General features: G+C 64.1%; 16 protein-coding genes. 9 read left to right on the top strand and 7 right to left on the bottom strand.

From position 1 onward, the window contains the following. Positions 1-73: 73 nt before the first annotated feature. Genes lptB through lptC form a run of 3 tightly spaced genes read right to left on the bottom strand, consistent with a single transcriptional unit; the run spans position 74 to position 2,173 of the window. A complete protein-coding gene (gene lptB, locus NKJ75_RS00515) occupies positions 74-892 on the bottom strand; it encodes an LPS export ABC transporter ATP-binding protein (protein WP_023669746.1) in 819 nt (272 codons plus the stop codon). Then, the gene (locus tag NKJ75_RS00510; protein WP_023683069.1) at positions 889-1,473 is read right to left on the bottom strand and encodes an LptA/OstA family protein; all 585 of its coding nucleotides are present in this window, start codon (positions 1,471-1,473) and stop codon (positions 889-891) included. Before NKJ75_RS00510 ends, lptB begins: the two co-directional genes overlap by 4 nt. Continuing rightward, on the bottom strand, positions 1,460-2,173 hold the full coding sequence (gene lptC / locus NKJ75_RS00505; protein WP_023669748.1) for an LPS export ABC transporter periplasmic protein LptC: 714 nt from the start codon (positions 2,171-2,173) through the stop codon (positions 1,460-1,462). The genes NKJ75_RS00510 and lptC overlap by 14 nt, the downstream gene beginning before the upstream one ends. 295 nt (positions 2,174-2,468) lie before the next feature. On the opposite strand from lptC, the gene sppA reads away from it, so the two are divergent. The 4 genes from sppA to lhpI all read left to right on the top strand — a co-directional run bounded on the left by sppA (position 2,469) and on the right by lhpI (position 5,184). Further along, positions 2,469-3,425: a signal peptide peptidase SppA gene (gene sppA, locus NKJ75_RS00500; protein ID WP_023700101.1), complete on the top strand. Its 957-nt coding sequence runs from the start codon at positions 2,469-2,471 to the stop codon at positions 3,423-3,425. Positions 3,426-3,505: 80 nt separating this feature from the next. Then, entirely contained in the window at positions 3,506-3,790 is a 285-nt protein-coding gene (locus NKJ75_RS00495) for an integration host factor subunit beta (RefSeq protein ID WP_006200394.1), read from the top strand. 52 nt (positions 3,791-3,842) lie between these two features. Beyond that, positions 3,843-4,187: a lipopolysaccharide assembly protein LapA domain-containing protein gene (locus NKJ75_RS00490; RefSeq protein ID WP_023698203.1), complete on the top strand. Its 345-nt coding sequence runs from the start codon at positions 3,843-3,845 to the stop codon at positions 4,185-4,187. Positions 4,188-4,218: 31 nt separating this feature from the next. Next, entirely contained in the window at positions 4,219-5,184 is a 966-nt protein-coding gene (lhpI, locus tag NKJ75_RS00485; protein WP_352499023.1) for a bifunctional Delta(1)-pyrroline-2-carboxylate/Delta(1)-piperideine-2-carboxylate reductase, read from the top strand. A gap of 188 nt (positions 5,185-5,372) precedes the next feature. Here lhpI and NKJ75_RS00480 read toward each other — a convergent pair whose 3' ends face one another. The 4 genes from NKJ75_RS00480 to NKJ75_RS00465 all read right to left on the bottom strand — a co-directional run bounded on the left by NKJ75_RS00480 (position 5,373) and on the right by NKJ75_RS00465 (position 7,672). Further along, positions 5,373-5,948, bottom strand: a complete 576-nt coding sequence (locus NKJ75_RS00480; RefSeq protein ID WP_023824626.1) for an MFS transporter — start codon at positions 5,946-5,948, stop codon at positions 5,373-5,375. 96 nt (positions 5,949-6,044) lie between these two features. Further along, on the bottom strand, positions 6,045-6,476 hold the full coding sequence (locus tag NKJ75_RS00475) for an EVE domain-containing protein (protein ID WP_023698201.1): 432 nt from the start codon (positions 6,474-6,476) through the stop codon (positions 6,045-6,047). Next, on the bottom strand, positions 6,473-6,883 hold the full coding sequence (locus tag NKJ75_RS00470; protein ID WP_023683064.1) for a VOC family protein: 411 nt from the start codon (positions 6,881-6,883) through the stop codon (positions 6,473-6,475). Before NKJ75_RS00470 ends, NKJ75_RS00475 begins: the two co-directional genes overlap by 4 nt. A gap of 90 nt (positions 6,884-6,973) precedes the next feature. Next, positions 6,974-7,672, bottom strand: a complete 699-nt coding sequence (locus NKJ75_RS00465; protein WP_023686574.1) for a helix-turn-helix transcriptional regulator — start codon at positions 7,670-7,672, stop codon at positions 6,974-6,976. A gap of 127 nt (positions 7,673-7,799) precedes the next feature. Here NKJ75_RS00465 and NKJ75_RS00460 point away from each other — a divergent pair, with 127 nt between their 5' ends. The 5 genes from NKJ75_RS00460 to NKJ75_RS00440 all read left to right on the top strand — a co-directional run bounded on the left by NKJ75_RS00460 (position 7,800) and on the right by NKJ75_RS00440 (position 13,744). Further along, positions 7,800-8,882 carry an RsmD family RNA methyltransferase gene (locus NKJ75_RS00460; RefSeq protein ID WP_352499022.1) on the top strand — a complete coding sequence of 361 codons (1,083 nt, stop codon included), beginning with the start codon at positions 7,800-7,802 and terminating at the stop codon, positions 8,880-8,882. Positions 8,883-8,916: 34 nt separating this feature from the next. Further along, the gene (locus tag NKJ75_RS00455; RefSeq protein ID WP_023683061.1) at positions 8,917-9,774 is read left to right on the top strand and encodes a TrmH family RNA methyltransferase; all 858 of its coding nucleotides are present in this window, start codon (positions 8,917-8,919) and stop codon (positions 9,772-9,774) included. Beyond that, complete coding sequence (lspA, locus tag NKJ75_RS00450) at positions 9,771-10,259, top strand: signal peptidase II (RefSeq protein ID WP_352499021.1); 489 nt, start codon at positions 9,771-9,773, stop codon at positions 10,257-10,259. Before NKJ75_RS00455 ends, lspA begins: the two co-directional genes overlap by 4 nt. A 105-nt stretch (positions 10,260-10,364) precedes the next feature. After that, positions 10,365-11,354: an acrylyl-CoA reductase (NADPH) gene (gene acuI / locus NKJ75_RS00445; RefSeq protein WP_023747042.1), complete on the top strand. Its 990-nt coding sequence runs from the start codon at positions 10,365-10,367 to the stop codon at positions 11,352-11,354. Between the two features lie 101 nt (positions 11,355-11,455). After that, positions 11,456-13,744: a response regulator gene (locus NKJ75_RS00440; protein WP_352499020.1), complete on the top strand. Its 2,289-nt coding sequence runs from the start codon at positions 11,456-11,458 to the stop codon at positions 13,742-13,744. Positions 13,745-13,891 lie beyond the last annotated feature (147 nt).

Raw genomic sequence — 13,891 nt, 5'->3', positions numbered from 1 at the left:
ATTATCTCACGCAAAATCGGAGAAAAAAGCCCGGCGGGGCGGCAAAAATCACGTCAGGAAACAAATTTCACGCTCAGAGCGTGAAACCTTCGCCGAGGTAGAGCCGGCGCACATCGGGGTTCGCCACCACCTCGTCGGCACGGCCATGAGTCAGCACCTGGCCGGCATGGATGATGTAGGCGCGGTCGATGAGGCCGAGCGTTTCGCGCACATTGTGGTCGGTAATCAGCACGCCGATGCCGCGCGCCGTTAGATGACGAACCAGCTGCTGGATGTCGGCGACGGCAATCGGGTCGATGCCGGCGAACGGCTCGTCGAGCAGCATGTAGGCCGGGCGCGTCGCCAAAGCTCGGGCGATCTCAAGACGCCGCCGCTCGCCACCCGACAGCGACATGGACGGCGACTTCCGCAGATGGCTGATGTGAAATTCCTCGAGCAGTTCGTCGAGATTGCGCTCGCGCACCTTGCGGTCCTTCTCAACCACTTCGAGCACGGCGCGGATGTTCTGCTCGACATTCAGGCCGCGGAAGATCGAGGCTTCCTGCGGCAAATAGCCGATGCCGAGGCGGGCGCGGCGGTACATCGGCATCGAGGTGACGTCGAAACCGTCGATCTCGATCGTGCCCTCATCGACCGGCACCAAGCCGGTGACCATGTAGAAACAGGTGGTCTTGCCGGCGCCGTTCGGCCCGAGCAGCCCGACAGCCTCGCCGGCGCGCACGCCGATGGTGACACCGCTGACCACCTTGCGGCCCTTGTAGCTCTTGGTCAGACCCTTGGCGATCAGGGTGCCCTTGAACTTCGAGGAATCAACGGTGACTGTGGCCGGTGCTGCAAGTTTACTGGCCGCCCGTCCCGGAAGGCGGGTCAGCAGCGAAGACACGCCAGTCATTCGGGCTTCGGGGCCTCGGATTTCGGTGGCGGCGTCATCGACATGATGACGCGCCCGCCGCAGCCATCGACCTGAGCAAGGCCGCTTTTCATCTGCACGGTGAGCTTGCAGCCCTTGAGGACGTTGGGTCCTTGGGACAAGACGACCTCCTTGCCCGACAGAACAAGCACCTGCGTCTTCATGTCGAACGTGGCGTTGTCGCCGGTGGCGATCTGGTCATTCGACTTGATGTAGACTTTGTTCTTGACCACCAGATGGTCGATATTGGCCGAACCGGTCATCGCCGAAGCGCCGGCGGCAGCACCTTTGGCGGCGTTGGGGTCCTTGACGTAGTAGACCTCCATGCTGCCGGCCTTGAGCAGCGTCGGCCCTTGCGTGACGGTGACGTTGCCGCTGAACAGCGCCATGCTGTCGGCCTGGCGGACCTCAAGTTTGTCGCTCTCGATCTGGATCGGCTGGTCGCCCGACAGTTTGAGCCCGGATTGGCTGCTGGCGCTGGACTGAGCCCAGGACGGCGCCATACCCAGCAACAGCAAGGCCGAAGCTGCGGCGACAAGCCGTGCCGAATTACTGGGACGCATTCGTTTCTCCGCTCTTTGCCTCTGCCGCCTTCATAGTGGCCGGATCGATGTGAACGCTTACCTTGTTCTCGAAAACGATGACCTTGCCATTGTCTTCGACCGACATTGAACCCGCGGTGATCCGCGAGCCGTTACGGCTGACATCGACCGCATCACCTGTCTTCATAGAGCCTTTGCCCATATCGAGGAAGACCGATTTGAAGATGGCAGCGACGCCGTCGGTGGTGGTGACGGTAACGTCGCTGGTCATGTCCATCGTGTTGGCGTTTCTGTTGTAGATCCCGCGCTTGGCGTCGACGGTCGCCACATTGTCGGCCGTCAGCGGCAATTTGGCATGGATGCCTTCGAGTTCGATGATGTCCTGCTTGCCGACATCCTGGATGGCGCGCAAGGCCGTCAGCGAATAGGGCAGCTTGTCCTTGGTGAAGCCGTTGAGCTTCGGATTGGCCATCACCAGCTTGCCATCCGCGAAAGCGGTGCCGTCTGCCTGTATCGAAATGTTGATCGGCGCCGCCAGATAGGAATAGACCGGAAACGCAACCGCGATCCCGGCGGCAAGCACCGGCACGGCAAACTTAAGCACGCGCACGCGGCGCGAGTGGCGCTGGGCGCGGTCGAAGGCGTCGCCGCGCGTGCCCGCTGGCGCCGTGGGCGCCAAGGCCGCATCGGCGTTGGTCGGTTCGTTCGATCGCGCAAGCATGACTGACTTCTAATAAACCCTTGTCCGCCAAAACACCTGCTATAGGTGGGTTGCCGGCCCCCGCAAGCAAGCACAAGCGGAGGAAAACCGCAAAAATGTGACGGCCGCTGTTTTACAGACGGAACTCAGGCGACACAATTTCGTCACTTCATAGCAGAAACGAACGCGCCGCGTCATTTTTTCGTGAAATGCCTCCGTCGCGAAGGTCGCTTCGTCGCAGGCTCTTGAGGAAGAGGTAGCCGGGCGCGGACGCTTGCTTTAAAAGCATCGCTTCCCACCGACTGTGAGGCAGACCATGGCACTGAGAGCCGACGACCTGATCGACCGCCGCCGCTTGCGGCGCAAGCTGACCTTCTGGCGCGGCGCCGCCATTGCCATCGTGGCCCTTGGGGTGATTGCGCTTGCAAGCTGGTTCTATGGGGGCGACCTCGGCGGTTCTTCCGTCGACCACATCGCCAAGGTCAGGATCGAAGGCACCATCGCCGAGGACGAGGAACTGATCAAGCGGCTGGAAACCATCCGCACATCCCCGCAGGTCAAGGGCGTCATCCTGGCGATCGATTCGCCCGGCGGCACCACGGTCGGCGGCGAATCGATCTACGAGGAGGTGCGCAAGCTTGCCGCCGACAAGCCGGTGGTGGCCGAGGTCGGCACGCTGGCCGCATCGGCCGGCTACATGATCGCCAGTGCCAGCGACCATATCGTTGCCCGCAAGACGTCGATCGTCGGCTCGATCGGTGTGCTCATCCAGTATCCCGATGTCAGCGGTCTGATGGACAAGGTCGGCATCAAGCTCGAGGAAGTGAAATCCTCGCCGCTGAAGGCATCGCCCTCGCCCTTCAAACCGACCAATGAAGACGAGCGAGCCATGGTCCGCAAGCTCATCCTCGACAGCTATGACTGGTTCGTCGGCATCGTCGCCGAGCGCCGCAAAATGACCCGCGATCAGGCACTGGCCCTTGCCGACGGCTCGATCTTCACCGGCCGCCAGGGCCTTGCCAACGGGCTGATCGACGCTGTCGGCGGCGAGAGCGTGGCGATCGACTGGCTGGCGACCAAGGGTGTCGACGCCAAGCTCAAGGTGGTGGAATGGAAGGACACCGAGCGGCGTGGTGGCTTCCTGTTCTCGAAAGCAATAGCGCGCAGCGTCGGCAGCGCGCTCGGCCTGTCGGAGGCCGGCAGCGACGTGCTTCACGAAATTGGCGCGGATCGCTTGTTTCTTGACGGTCTCGTTTCCGTCTGGCACCCTTGATCTGCCGGTTGGGGCGAGTAAAAAAGCAAATAAAATCATCCTGATAATTTGACCGCAGCGCTTTCACGGGGACCTTTCTGATGATCAAATCCGAGCTTGTGCAGATCATTGCCACGCGCAACCCGCATCTTTTCCTGCGCGACGTCGAAAACATCGTGGGAGCGATCTTCGACGAGATCACCGATGCCCTGGCGGAAGGCAATCGGGTCGAGTTGCGTGGCTTCGGCGCTTTTTCGGTGAAGAATCGCCCTGCCCGCACCGGCCGCAACCCGCGCACCGGCGAATCCGTCGAGGTCGAGGAGAAGTGGGTGCCGTTCTTCAAGACCGGAAAGGAATTGCGTGAAAGGCTGAATGGCGGCAAGTAGGCGCGGACCACGCGCCGACCTTATCAAGGCCTGCCTTCTCCAGGGAATCTCTATGTTGAACCGCTTCATACTTATCGTGGTCTTCGTGCCGCTCGCCGTCATCCTGATTGCGCTGGCCGTCGCCAACCGCGAGCTGGTCGCCTTCACGCTCGACCCGTTCAACCCCGGCAATCCGAAACTGACGCTGACCTTGCCGCTGTTCATCTTCCTGTTCGTGGCGCTCGCCATCGGCATGGTCGTCGGCAGCCTGGCGACCTGGGTCAAGCAGGGCCGCTACCGCAAGCTGGCGCGCCAGCGCGGGGTCGAGGCCGAGAATTTGCGCCAGGCGGTCAGCCGGGTACCCGCCGCACCGCAAGGCTCGGGCCAGGGTCCGGCGCTGCCGAAGCCAACGGCCTGAAGCCGAAGCTTTTGTCTTCGCGGAGTTTTGCATGCTGACCATTTCGGCCGACGCTGTCGACCAGGCGCTGACCTTTCCCGGGCTCGTCGAGACATTGCGCGCGGCCTTCCGCCAGGGTGCTGTGCAACCCGTCCGCCATCATCACGGAGTCGAACGGCCCGACGGTGCCACTTCCACGCTGCTGTTGATGCCGGCGTGGACCGACTTCCATGCGGCCGGCACGTCGGTCGGCGGTCATATCGGCGTCAAGATCGTCACCGTATCGCCCGACAACAACGCCATCGGCAAACCGGCGGTGATGGGGCTCTACCTCCTGCTCAACGGCGCCACCGGCGAGCCCGAAGCGCTGATCGACGGCCAACGGCTGACACAGTGGCGCACCGCTTGCGCCTCGGCGCTGGCGGCCTCCTATCTCGCCCGCGAGGACGCATCGCGGCTTCTGGTGGTCGGCGCCGGCGCGCTGTCGCCGTTCCTCGCCAAGGCGCACTCCGCGGTGCGGCCGATCAAGACCATCCGCATCTGGAACCGCACGCCCGCCAATGCCGAAAAGGTCGCGGCTGATTTGCGCGCGGACGGTTTCAACGCCGAGGCCGCAAGCGATCTCGACGCCGAACTCGCCGAGGCCGACATCGTCTCATCGGCGACGATCACGACGACGCCGCTGGTCAAGGGTGCGCTGCTCAAGCGGGGCGCGCATGTCGATCTGGTCGGCGGCTTCACGCCGACCATGCGCGAGAGCGACGACGACGCGATCGCGCGCGCCCGCGTCTATGTCGACACCCGCGCCGGCGCCACCAAGGAAGCCGGCGACATCGTCCAGCCGCTCGCCTCCGGCGTGCTGAAGCCGGAAGCCATCGTCGCCGATCTGCATGAGCTGGCGCGCGGGGAAAAACAGGGCCGGCAGAGCCCCACTGAGGTCACGCTGTTCAAGTCGGTCGGCGCCGCCCTCGAAGACCTTGCCACCGGCATTGCCGTCTACAACGCGCTCAAGCAGTAGCGTCTGCCTGCACCGGCGCCGGCGCCGTTCCTGAGACCAAACTTCCTGACCGCCTCCGCGCTGCCCGCGCCTTGGTCCCATCCAAACATTAGGCGTAGAAGACCAAGCGACTGAGAAGCGTGGGGAAGCGGAACGGCGGCTTTCGGGCCAAATCGCCGCTTCGCGTACGTCAGTGGTGACCGACAAATCTACGGGCGTTTGAAAGAAACTAGAATTGTGAAAGCGAGGAGACCCAAGCCAACGCTTATTGGTACGGCTCTTGGCGAAATCCAGTCCATGAGTGACCCGGTTCCAGTCGATCCCATAACGCTGCCTATGGAGTAGGCCAAAGAAAAGCTAGCAGTTCCGGCTACTAACATCCCGCCCTCGAAGCGCTCGCCCAAGATTGTGAGGGCACAAGTGCTCAAGGCGAATGTTGCAACGCCGATTATAGCGAACACCACCAGGATAGCGGCCTCGGATTGCAAAAACGGGATTGCCAGGAACGCGACCGCTCCTAAAAGGCCGCAGCAGATCGTCACACCGGCACGCGATGTCTTGTCCAGCAACCATCCGACCAGAGGCTGGGCAAACGCGGTGGGAAGTGACAGCACGGTAATGGCGTATGCTGCGAAAGCTTCGGAGTGGCCGACGCGAACGAAGTAGACCGCCATGCCTGAAATCGCAGCAATATCGGCAAAGCCGAAGGCCAATTCGATCAGAACCAGAATGGGTGCGGCGCTGATAAATCGGAGCAGCGCGCCTGCCGGCGCGCGTTCAGGCAACGTCGGCTAAAGTTCCCGGCGATCCGCCGCTTTGGGGCAACGGCAGAGCATCTCGAATGTCTCGGAAGCTGCCGCTACCATGGTAGGAATGGCCGGTCAGTCGGCCTTCATGGCAGCGCCCATCGCCTCGGCGATCAGCGCGAAATCATGCGCCGTAATTTCGAACAGCCCAAAGCGCAGTTGATAACCCCAGTTCGATTTGCCCGCGGTGAAGTCGAGCTGCTCGAGCAGCGGCTTGATCGGCGCCTCCTCGGCCTTGGCCCATTCGACATCCCTGCGGAACGGCGTGAAGCCACCGCCCATGTCGCCCTGGTAAGGCTCGCCTTCGCGCACGGTGCCGATTGCCGTGAAGGCCTGCAGGCCGTCCTTCTCGCGCAGAATTGTGGTCGGCGAGTAGTAGATGATGCCGTCGCCGGGCTTGATGCGGCGCAAAGGTGCCGCCTTGCCGTGGTTGACCTGCATGAAGCCGGCCTCGCGGCCGCGCCGGACATGTTCGGCGGAAGCGACCGCGATCCAGTGCGCACTCATTTCTGTTCTCCATTGGCCTGTTCCCCATTGGCCTGTTCTCCGTCGTTCAGCCAGTAGACGCGCAGCCGGTGCTTGTCGGGATCGAGCGCAACGAAGGTGCGGCCGAAGTCCATGTCGGTCGGCGTCTGCAGAACGGTCAAGCCGCGTCCTGCCCAGTCCGTGTAGGCGGCGTCCACCGCATCAGGCCGGTCCAACGCGAAGACGAGCTCCGCACCGCCGCCCGCGGCCGCGGCCGACGGCTCCACCGTGTGGCGCGACCACAGGCCGAGCTTGAAGCCATTGTCGAGCACGAACAGCACGAAGGTCGGCGACGTCTCCACCGGCTGGCGTCCCAGCAGCGCACCGTAGAAGGCGCCGCTCCGCTCCGGGCTGTCGACATAAAGGATGACGAAATTGGGGGTGTTCATGTCTGCTCTCCAGGTTTCGATTGGAGGAGCATAGGTGACCCCACTGTCAGATTCTGGCAGCAGCGTCTTGTGGGCGCGTGGAAAGGAGCATTAAGCGCCAGGCTGGCGCTCCGGTGCGTCCAGCGTCGCGCGCCATTCCTTTAGCAGCGCCTGCCGACGACGCGGATAGCGGATATCCGTGGTGTTGAGCCCCGACATCCGGTCGGCGCGAAAATGTCTGAAATCCTGCCGCGTCTCGCACCAGGCCACCACCACCCGCACCTTGTCGAAAAAGCCGAGCGCGAATGGCCAGATCAAGCGCTCGGAGGCGGCGCCGCCGGCATCGCGGTAAAGAAAGCCGAGTTTTCTCTCGTTGCGGATCGCCTGGCGCACCAGGCCAAGGTCGATGCTTTCGACAGCATCGCCGTGCGGCCCGACCAAAAGCGCGGTCGCATCGAGGTCCTCGCGCAGATCATCCGGCAGCACAGCGGCGATCTTGGCCAGCGCGTCGGTGGCGGCGGCCGACAGCCGCTTGTCCGGTTGTCTGGCAACCCAACGCGATCCCAGAACGATGGCCTCGATCTCCTCGTCGGTGAACATCAGTGGCGGCAGCATGAAGCCGGGTTTCAGCACATAGCCCAGCCCAGCCTCGCCCTCGATCGGCGCGCCTTGCCCCTGCAGCGTGGCAATGTCGCGGTAGAGCGTTCGGATCGAAACGTCCATCTCGCCGGCAAGCGTGCGACCGCTCACCGGCCGGCGATGCCGGCGCAGGATCTGGATCAGGTCGAGCAGGCGTTCGGAACGGGACATGATTCGAGATTTGCCTGTTTCCTCAGCGAGGTCCACCACCTCAGACATTCGCACGCTCGACCATTTTGTTTGCGCAGCCGGTGACCCTATGCCAAAAGCGGCCTGCCGCCTCCGGAGACGCTCCTGCTTGAAGTCTTTTCGCGACAAACGCCGCGACAACCGTCCGCCCGCAAAAGGCAGGACCGAACATGCGCGGCCACAGCCGGAGACCGTACCAATCCGACCCGAAGCCAGACAGCAACGCCACGAAACAAAACCGGACGACCGGTCTGATCCGAAGCCCGCCCCCCGTGTCCTGGCGCGTCGCGAAGGCATCCTGCCCACTGAGCGCCTGCCGGTGATCCTCGAAGTGGCGCCCAATCAGGATTATGCACTGCTCGACAGCGGTGCCGGCGAGAAGCTCGAACAATACGGCCCCTACCGCATCGTGCGGCCCGAGGGACAGGCGATCTGGCAAAAGGCCTTGCCCGCCAGGGACTGGGACCGCGCCGACGCCATCTTCACCGGCGACACCGACGAGGAAGGCATCGGCCGCTGGCGGTTCCCGAAGGTACCGCTGGGCGAGACCTGGCCGATGAAGCATGACGGCATCGACTATCTCGGCCGCTTCACCTCGTTTCGCCATGTCGGCGTCTTCCCCGAGCAGGCTTCGCACTGGGACCATATGGCCAGCCTGATCGCGGCGGCCAACCGCCCGGTCAAGGTGCTGAACCTGTTCGGCTATACCGGGCTCGCGTCTCTCGTAGCCGCCCGCGCCGGTGCCGAGGTCACCCATGTCGATGCCTCCAAGAAGGCGGTCGGCTGGGCGCGCGAAAACCAGGAAATGGCCGGTCTCGGCAGCAAGCCGATTCGCTGGATCGTCGACGATGCAGTGAAATTCGCCGAGCGCGAAGAGCGCCGCGGCAGCCGCTACGACATCATCCTGTTCGACCCGCCCGCCTATGGCCGCGGCCCCAAGGGCGAGGTCTGGCAGTTGTTCGAGGACCTGCCCGGCCTGACCGATCTTTGCCGCGCGATCCTGACGCCGAAACCGCTCGCCGTGGTGCTGACCGCCTATTCCATCCGCGCCTCCTTCTTCGCCATCCATGCCTTGATGCGCGACACTTTTGCCGGCATGGGCGGCACGGTTGAATCAGGCGAACTGATCATCCGCGAGCAATCCGCCGGCCGGGCGCTGTCGACATCGCTGTTTTCGCGCTGGGTGGCCTGAATGCCCGGGAGACCTGAATGCCCGGGAGTCCCGAATGAATGAGCGGCACGCAGGTGCGCCCGGGCAGGTCAAGGAAGTCACCAGCCTTGCCAATCCGCTGATCAAGGACATCAAGGCGCTCGCCCAGAAGAAATTCCGCGACCAGCAGAACGCCTTCATGGCCGAAGGGCTGAAGCTGGTCATCGACGCCCTCGACCTCGGCTGGTCGATCAGGACGCTGGTTTTCGCCAAGGCCGGACGCGGCAATGCGGCGGTCGAAAAGGTGGCGGCGCGCACGGTTGCCGCCGGCGGCACCGTGCTCGAAGTGTCCGAAAAAGTGCTGGTCGCCATCACCCGCCGCGACAATCCGCAAATGGTGGTCGGCGTCTTCCGGCAAAAACTGCTGCCGCTAAGAGACATCCGCGCTCACGACGGCGACGTCTGGGTGGCGCTCGACCGGGTGCGCGATCCCGGCAATCTCGGCACCGTCATCCGCACCGTCGATGCCGTCGGCGCCAAGGGTGTCATCCTGGTAGGCGAAACCACCGATCCTTTTTCTGTCGAGACCGTGCGCGCCACCATGGGCTCGATCTTCGCCGTGCCGGTGACCAAGGCGACGCCGGAAGCATTTCTGGCTTGGCGAAACAGCTTCTCGGGCCTGGTCGTCGGCACCCATCTGAAGGGCGCGGTCGACTACCGCTCGGTCGATTTCTCCCGAGGACCGGTGCTCTTGATGATGGGCAATGAGCAGCAGGGCCTGCCCGACAATCTGGCCGAAAGCTGCGACCGGCTGCTGCGGATTCCGCAGGCCGGCCGCGCCGATTCACTCAATTTGGCGGTCGCCACCGGAATCATGCTGTTCGAGATCCGGCGCGGCGCGCTGAAACTTGCCCCCGAGGACGCCACATCGTGAAGTCTTGGTCTCCCTATGCGCTGCTGGTGGTGGTGGCAATCGCGCTCGACCAGTGGATAAAGCATCTGGTCGAGACCGGCCTCGTCTTCCAGGAAAAGCTCGACTTGGTGCCATTCCTGGCGCTGTTTCGCACCTACAATACCGGCATCGCCTTCTCGATGTTCTCGTCCTTCGGCGACACCGGCCTGGTCGTCATCGCGGTCGTGGTCGTTGCCTTCGTGCTTTATCTGGCGACGCGCACCCCCTCCGGCCATGTGCTGGCCCGCATCGGCTTTGCCCTGATCATCGGCGGCGCGATCGGCAATCTGATCGACCGCGCCGTCTACGGCCACGTCATCGACTATATATTGTTCCACACGCCGGTATGGTCCTTCGCCGTCTTCAACCTTGCCGATGCCTTCATTTCGGTCGGCGCGGCGCTGGTCGTCTTCGACGAGTTCATCGGCTGGCGGCGCGAGGCCAAGCCGCAAGGCCCAGAAGCCTGACGGCCCGACTCTTTTGACCAATTGACCTCGCCGGACGGTCGCCGCACAGTTCGGCCAGAGCCAGCCAATGCCGACCGCCAGCCTTTGCGAAGCCGAGGAGAAGAGATGCCTGAAACCTTCAAAGCCATCCTCGTTTCGCGCGACGCCGAAAAGAAGCAATCGGTCGAGATCGTCGATTTCGGCGAAGCCGATCTGATGGAAGGCGACGTAACTGTCGCGGTCGAGGCGACGACGGTCAACTACAAGGACGGGCTGGCCATCACTGGGAAAGCGCCAGTGATCCGCCGCTGGCCGCTGGTGCCGGGCATCGATTTCGCCGGAACCGTCCTCTCCTCATCGCATGCCGACTGGCGCAAGGGCGACAAGGTCATCCTCAATGGCTGGGGCGTCGGCGAGACGCATTTCGGCGCCTATGCCGGGCGCGCCCGCGTCAACGGCGGCTGGCTGGTGCCGTTGCCCGACGGCATCAGCGCGCACGATGCGATGGCGGTCGGCACCGCCGGCTATACGGCCATGCTCAGCGTCATGGCGCTGGAGCGGCACGGCATCCTGCCGGATCGCGGCCCGGTGGTGGTGACGGGTGCAGCCGGCGGCGTTGGGTCGGTCGCAGTCTCGATCCTGTCCAGCCTTGGCTATCACGTCATCGCCTCGACCGGCCGCAACGCCGAAAGCTCCTATCTGATCGACCTCGGTGCCGCCGAAGTGATTTCGCGCGAGGAACTCTCCCAGCCGGCCAAGCCGCTGGCCAAGGAGCGCTGGGCCGGCGGCATCGATGCCGTCGGCAGCCACACGCTGGCCAATGTGCTGTCGATGACCGCCTATGGCGGCGCGGTCGCCGCCTGCGGCCTGGCGAGTGGCATGGATCTGCCGTCGAGCGTCGCCCCGTTCATCCTGCGCGGCGTCTCGCTGCTCGGCATCGATTCAGTGATGGCGCCAAAGGCTGTGCGGCTGGAAGCCTGGCGCCGCATCGGCAGCGATCTTGATCTCAAGAAGCTCGCCGGCCTGTCGACGACCATCGGCTTCGACGGCATCATCACCGCCGCCCACGACATCGTCGAGGGCAAGATCAGGGGGCGCATGGTCGTGGATATGTGAGGCCCCGAAGCCACCAGAACGGGCGGCAAAAATGCATGACCGCTAAAATTCGAACGATCCGCCGCGCTTTTCCATAATCTCTATCTGGCAAGGAGTTCCGCATGATCGCGGAGTCCGCCAGGAAAGAGAAGAGCCGCGCCGAAAGCATCGACGGGCCGAACCCGGCGACGCCCAAGCGGCAGCATGTTGCCGCGCCGCCGCTGGCGCCGGATTTGCCGCGCCCCACGTCCGAGGGCCTGCCGTTCCTGACGGTGGTCGCCAGTGTCGTGCTGGCGGGCCTCTCCCACCTCACCGGTGCGCCGATCTTCATCACCCTCGGCCTGCTGGCGACAGGCCTTGCCGGCGTCGCCATGCACCTGCGCAGCCGGCGCACCGTCCGCCGCGCGGCGGCCTTGCTCGACGAAACCGCGGCCCGTAGCCGCGCCGAAATCGAGACGCTGGCCGACCGCATGTGGGAGATGCAGGAGAGCGAGGAGCGTTTTCGCGGGCTGATCGATGCGCTCGGCGATCTCGTCGTCCACCGCGACCGCGACGGCCACATCGTCTATGCCAACATGGTTTTCGCCGGCCTCGTCGGAACCGATCAGCGCGACCTTGCCGGCAGGACTCTGGCCGACCTCGGCATCGATGTCGGTATCGTTCCCGACGCCGCCTTTTCGGATCACGAATGCCTGAGTTCCACCGACGTCTCCATCCGCACGCCGAACGGTCCGCGCTGGTTCTCGTGGATCGAACTGTCGGTGCGCGACAAGGATAGCGGCGCCGTCTCGCACCGGGCGATTGCCCGTGACATCACCGCCCGCAAGCGCGCCGAATCCTCGTTGATCACCGCGCGCGAGCGCGCTGAATATGCCAGCCAGGCCAAGTCGCGCTTCCTCGCCACCGTCAGCCATGAGATCCGCACGCCGATGAACGGCATCATGGGCATGGCCAAGCTACTGGCCGACACCAATCTGTCGCCCGAGCAGCGCACCTATGTCGGCGCCGTCTCGACCTCGGCCAGCGCGCTTTTGGCGCTCATCGAAGACCTGCTCGACTATTCCAAGATCGAGGCCGGCCGCTTCGACCCGGAACCGCAGCCGACATCGTTGCGTGAAATTGCCGACAACATCATCGAACTGATGGCGGCGAAAGCCTTCGCCAAGAACATCGGCCTCGGCTGTCATGTCGAGCCCGACGTGCCACAGATGATCATGGCCGATCCGGGAAGAGTCAGGCAGGTGCTGCTCAACCTGATCGGCAATGCGATCAAGTTCACCGACACCGGCGGCGTGCTGGTTTCGGTTGCACGGGCCCGCACCGAGACCAGCGACCGCATCTGCTTCACCGTCGCCGACACCGGCCCTGGCCTGCGCGAAGAGGATATGGAGCGCATCTTCGAGGAGTTCGAACAGTCCGACGGCACCTCGACCCGCACCCATGGCGGCGCCGGCCTCGGTCTGGCCATATCGAGGCGCCTGGTCGCCGCCATGGGCGGTGCCATTTCGGTGTCGAGCCGGCTTGGCGAGGGATCGGAATTCGTCTTCGAGATCCCGGCCGCAGGAGCAACCGAAGCACCGCAGAACCGGCAGAACATCCTCGCCGGCCGGCGCGCCGTGATCGTGTCGAAGAACGCCGTCGAGGCGGACGCCATCGCCCGCACCATCCGCGCCCATGGCGGCGCCGTCGACGTCGCCGCAACCGCTTCCCAGGCGACGCCCTTCGCCGAACATTGCGATGTGCTGTTGATCGACGCGGCCCTGGAGGACGGCGACGGCAGACTGCTCAAGCGCCTGCGCCAGAGTGGCTTTGCCGATTGCGAGGCGATCACGCTGATCGCGCCGACCGACCGCGGCATGCTTGGCGAATTCCGCACCAGCGGCTACGCCACCTTCTTGGCGAGGCCGGTGCGCGGCGAAACCCTGCTGCGCGTGCTGCTGACCAGTCATGCCCCTGCCTTGCCGCCGCCCAAGCCGGAAAAGACCGGCGCGTCCTCGCTTCGTGCCCATGGCGGGCGCCAGCAAGGTTTGTCGGTGCTGATCGCCGAAGACAACGACATCAACGCCATGCTTGCCCGCGCCACGCTTTTGAAGGCGGGACATCGCGTGAAAGTGGTCGGCAATGGCAAGGCCGCGGTCGAGGCGGTGACCGAAGCCGGGCTGAAAAATCGCTTCGATGTGGTGCTGATGGATTTGCACATGCCGGTCATGGACGGGCTGGACGCGATCGCCGCCATCCGCCGCCACGAGGAGGAAATGGCTGTGCCGCCGGTTCCGATCATGGTGCTTTCGGCCGACAGCCAGGAAAAGACCCGCCACACCGTGCTCGCCCATGGCGCCAGCGGCTTTGTCACCAAGCCGCTCGATCCCGACGCGCTGGTCCATGCCGTCGAGGGCCAGGTGGCCGCCTGAATTCATGTCCCTCAAAAGTGGCCCCGGTTTTGAGAAGACGACATGCACAAAACAAAGACAGAAGCGCGTCGCGTGAATCGTCCCAGCGCGACGCGACGCTGGCGCAATCCTCGCGTCACGTAGGTAGCCGAATGAGGGTTTTCGCCA

The sequence above is a fragment of the Mesorhizobium sp. M0058 genome (assembly GCF_040323095.1).
GTDB lineage: Bacteria > Pseudomonadota > Alphaproteobacteria > Rhizobiales > Rhizobiaceae > Mesorhizobium.
This window is presented reverse-complemented; position numbering and strand designations above follow the sequence as displayed.

What these genes read in the sequence shown, in the direction of transcription:
- lptB (WP_023669746.1), bottom strand. Translation starts at nt 892, where the DNA reads ATGACTGGCGTGTCTTCGCTGCTGACCCGCCTTCCGGGACGGGCGGCC.
- NKJ75_RS00510 (WP_023683069.1), bottom strand. Translation starts at nt 1,473, where the DNA reads ATGCGTCCCAGTAATTCGGCACGGCTTGTCGCCGCAGCTTCGGCCTTG.
- lptC (WP_023669748.1), bottom strand. Translation starts at nt 2,173, where the DNA reads ATGCTTGCGCGATCGAACGAACCGACCAACGCCGATGCGGCCTTGGCG.
- sppA (WP_023700101.1), top strand. Translation starts at nt 2,469, where the DNA reads ATGGCACTGAGAGCCGACGACCTGATCGACCGCCGCCGCTTGCGGCGC.
- NKJ75_RS00495 (WP_006200394.1), top strand. Translation starts at nt 3,506, where the DNA reads ATGATCAAATCCGAGCTTGTGCAGATCATTGCCACGCGCAACCCGCAT.
- NKJ75_RS00490 (WP_023698203.1), top strand. Translation starts at nt 3,843, where the DNA reads ATGTTGAACCGCTTCATACTTATCGTGGTCTTCGTGCCGCTCGCCGTC.
- lhpI (WP_352499023.1), top strand. Translation starts at nt 4,219, where the DNA reads ATGCTGACCATTTCGGCCGACGCTGTCGACCAGGCGCTGACCTTTCCC.
- NKJ75_RS00475 (WP_023698201.1), bottom strand. Translation starts at nt 6,476, where the DNA reads ATGAGTGCGCACTGGATCGCGGTCGCTTCCGCCGAACATGTCCGGCGC.
- NKJ75_RS00470 (WP_023683064.1), bottom strand. Translation starts at nt 6,883, where the DNA reads ATGAACACCCCCAATTTCGTCATCCTTTATGTCGACAGCCCGGAGCGG.
- NKJ75_RS00465 (WP_023686574.1), bottom strand. Translation starts at nt 7,672, where the DNA reads ATGTCCCGTTCCGAACGCCTGCTCGACCTGATCCAGATCCTGCGCCGG.
- NKJ75_RS00455 (WP_023683061.1), top strand. Translation starts at nt 8,917, where the DNA reads ATGAATGAGCGGCACGCAGGTGCGCCCGGGCAGGTCAAGGAAGTCACC.
- acuI (WP_023747042.1), top strand. Translation starts at nt 10,365, where the DNA reads ATGCCTGAAACCTTCAAAGCCATCCTCGTTTCGCGCGACGCCGAAAAG.
- NKJ75_RS00440 (WP_352499020.1), top strand. Translation starts at nt 11,456, where the DNA reads ATGATCGCGGAGTCCGCCAGGAAAGAGAAGAGCCGCGCCGAAAGCATC.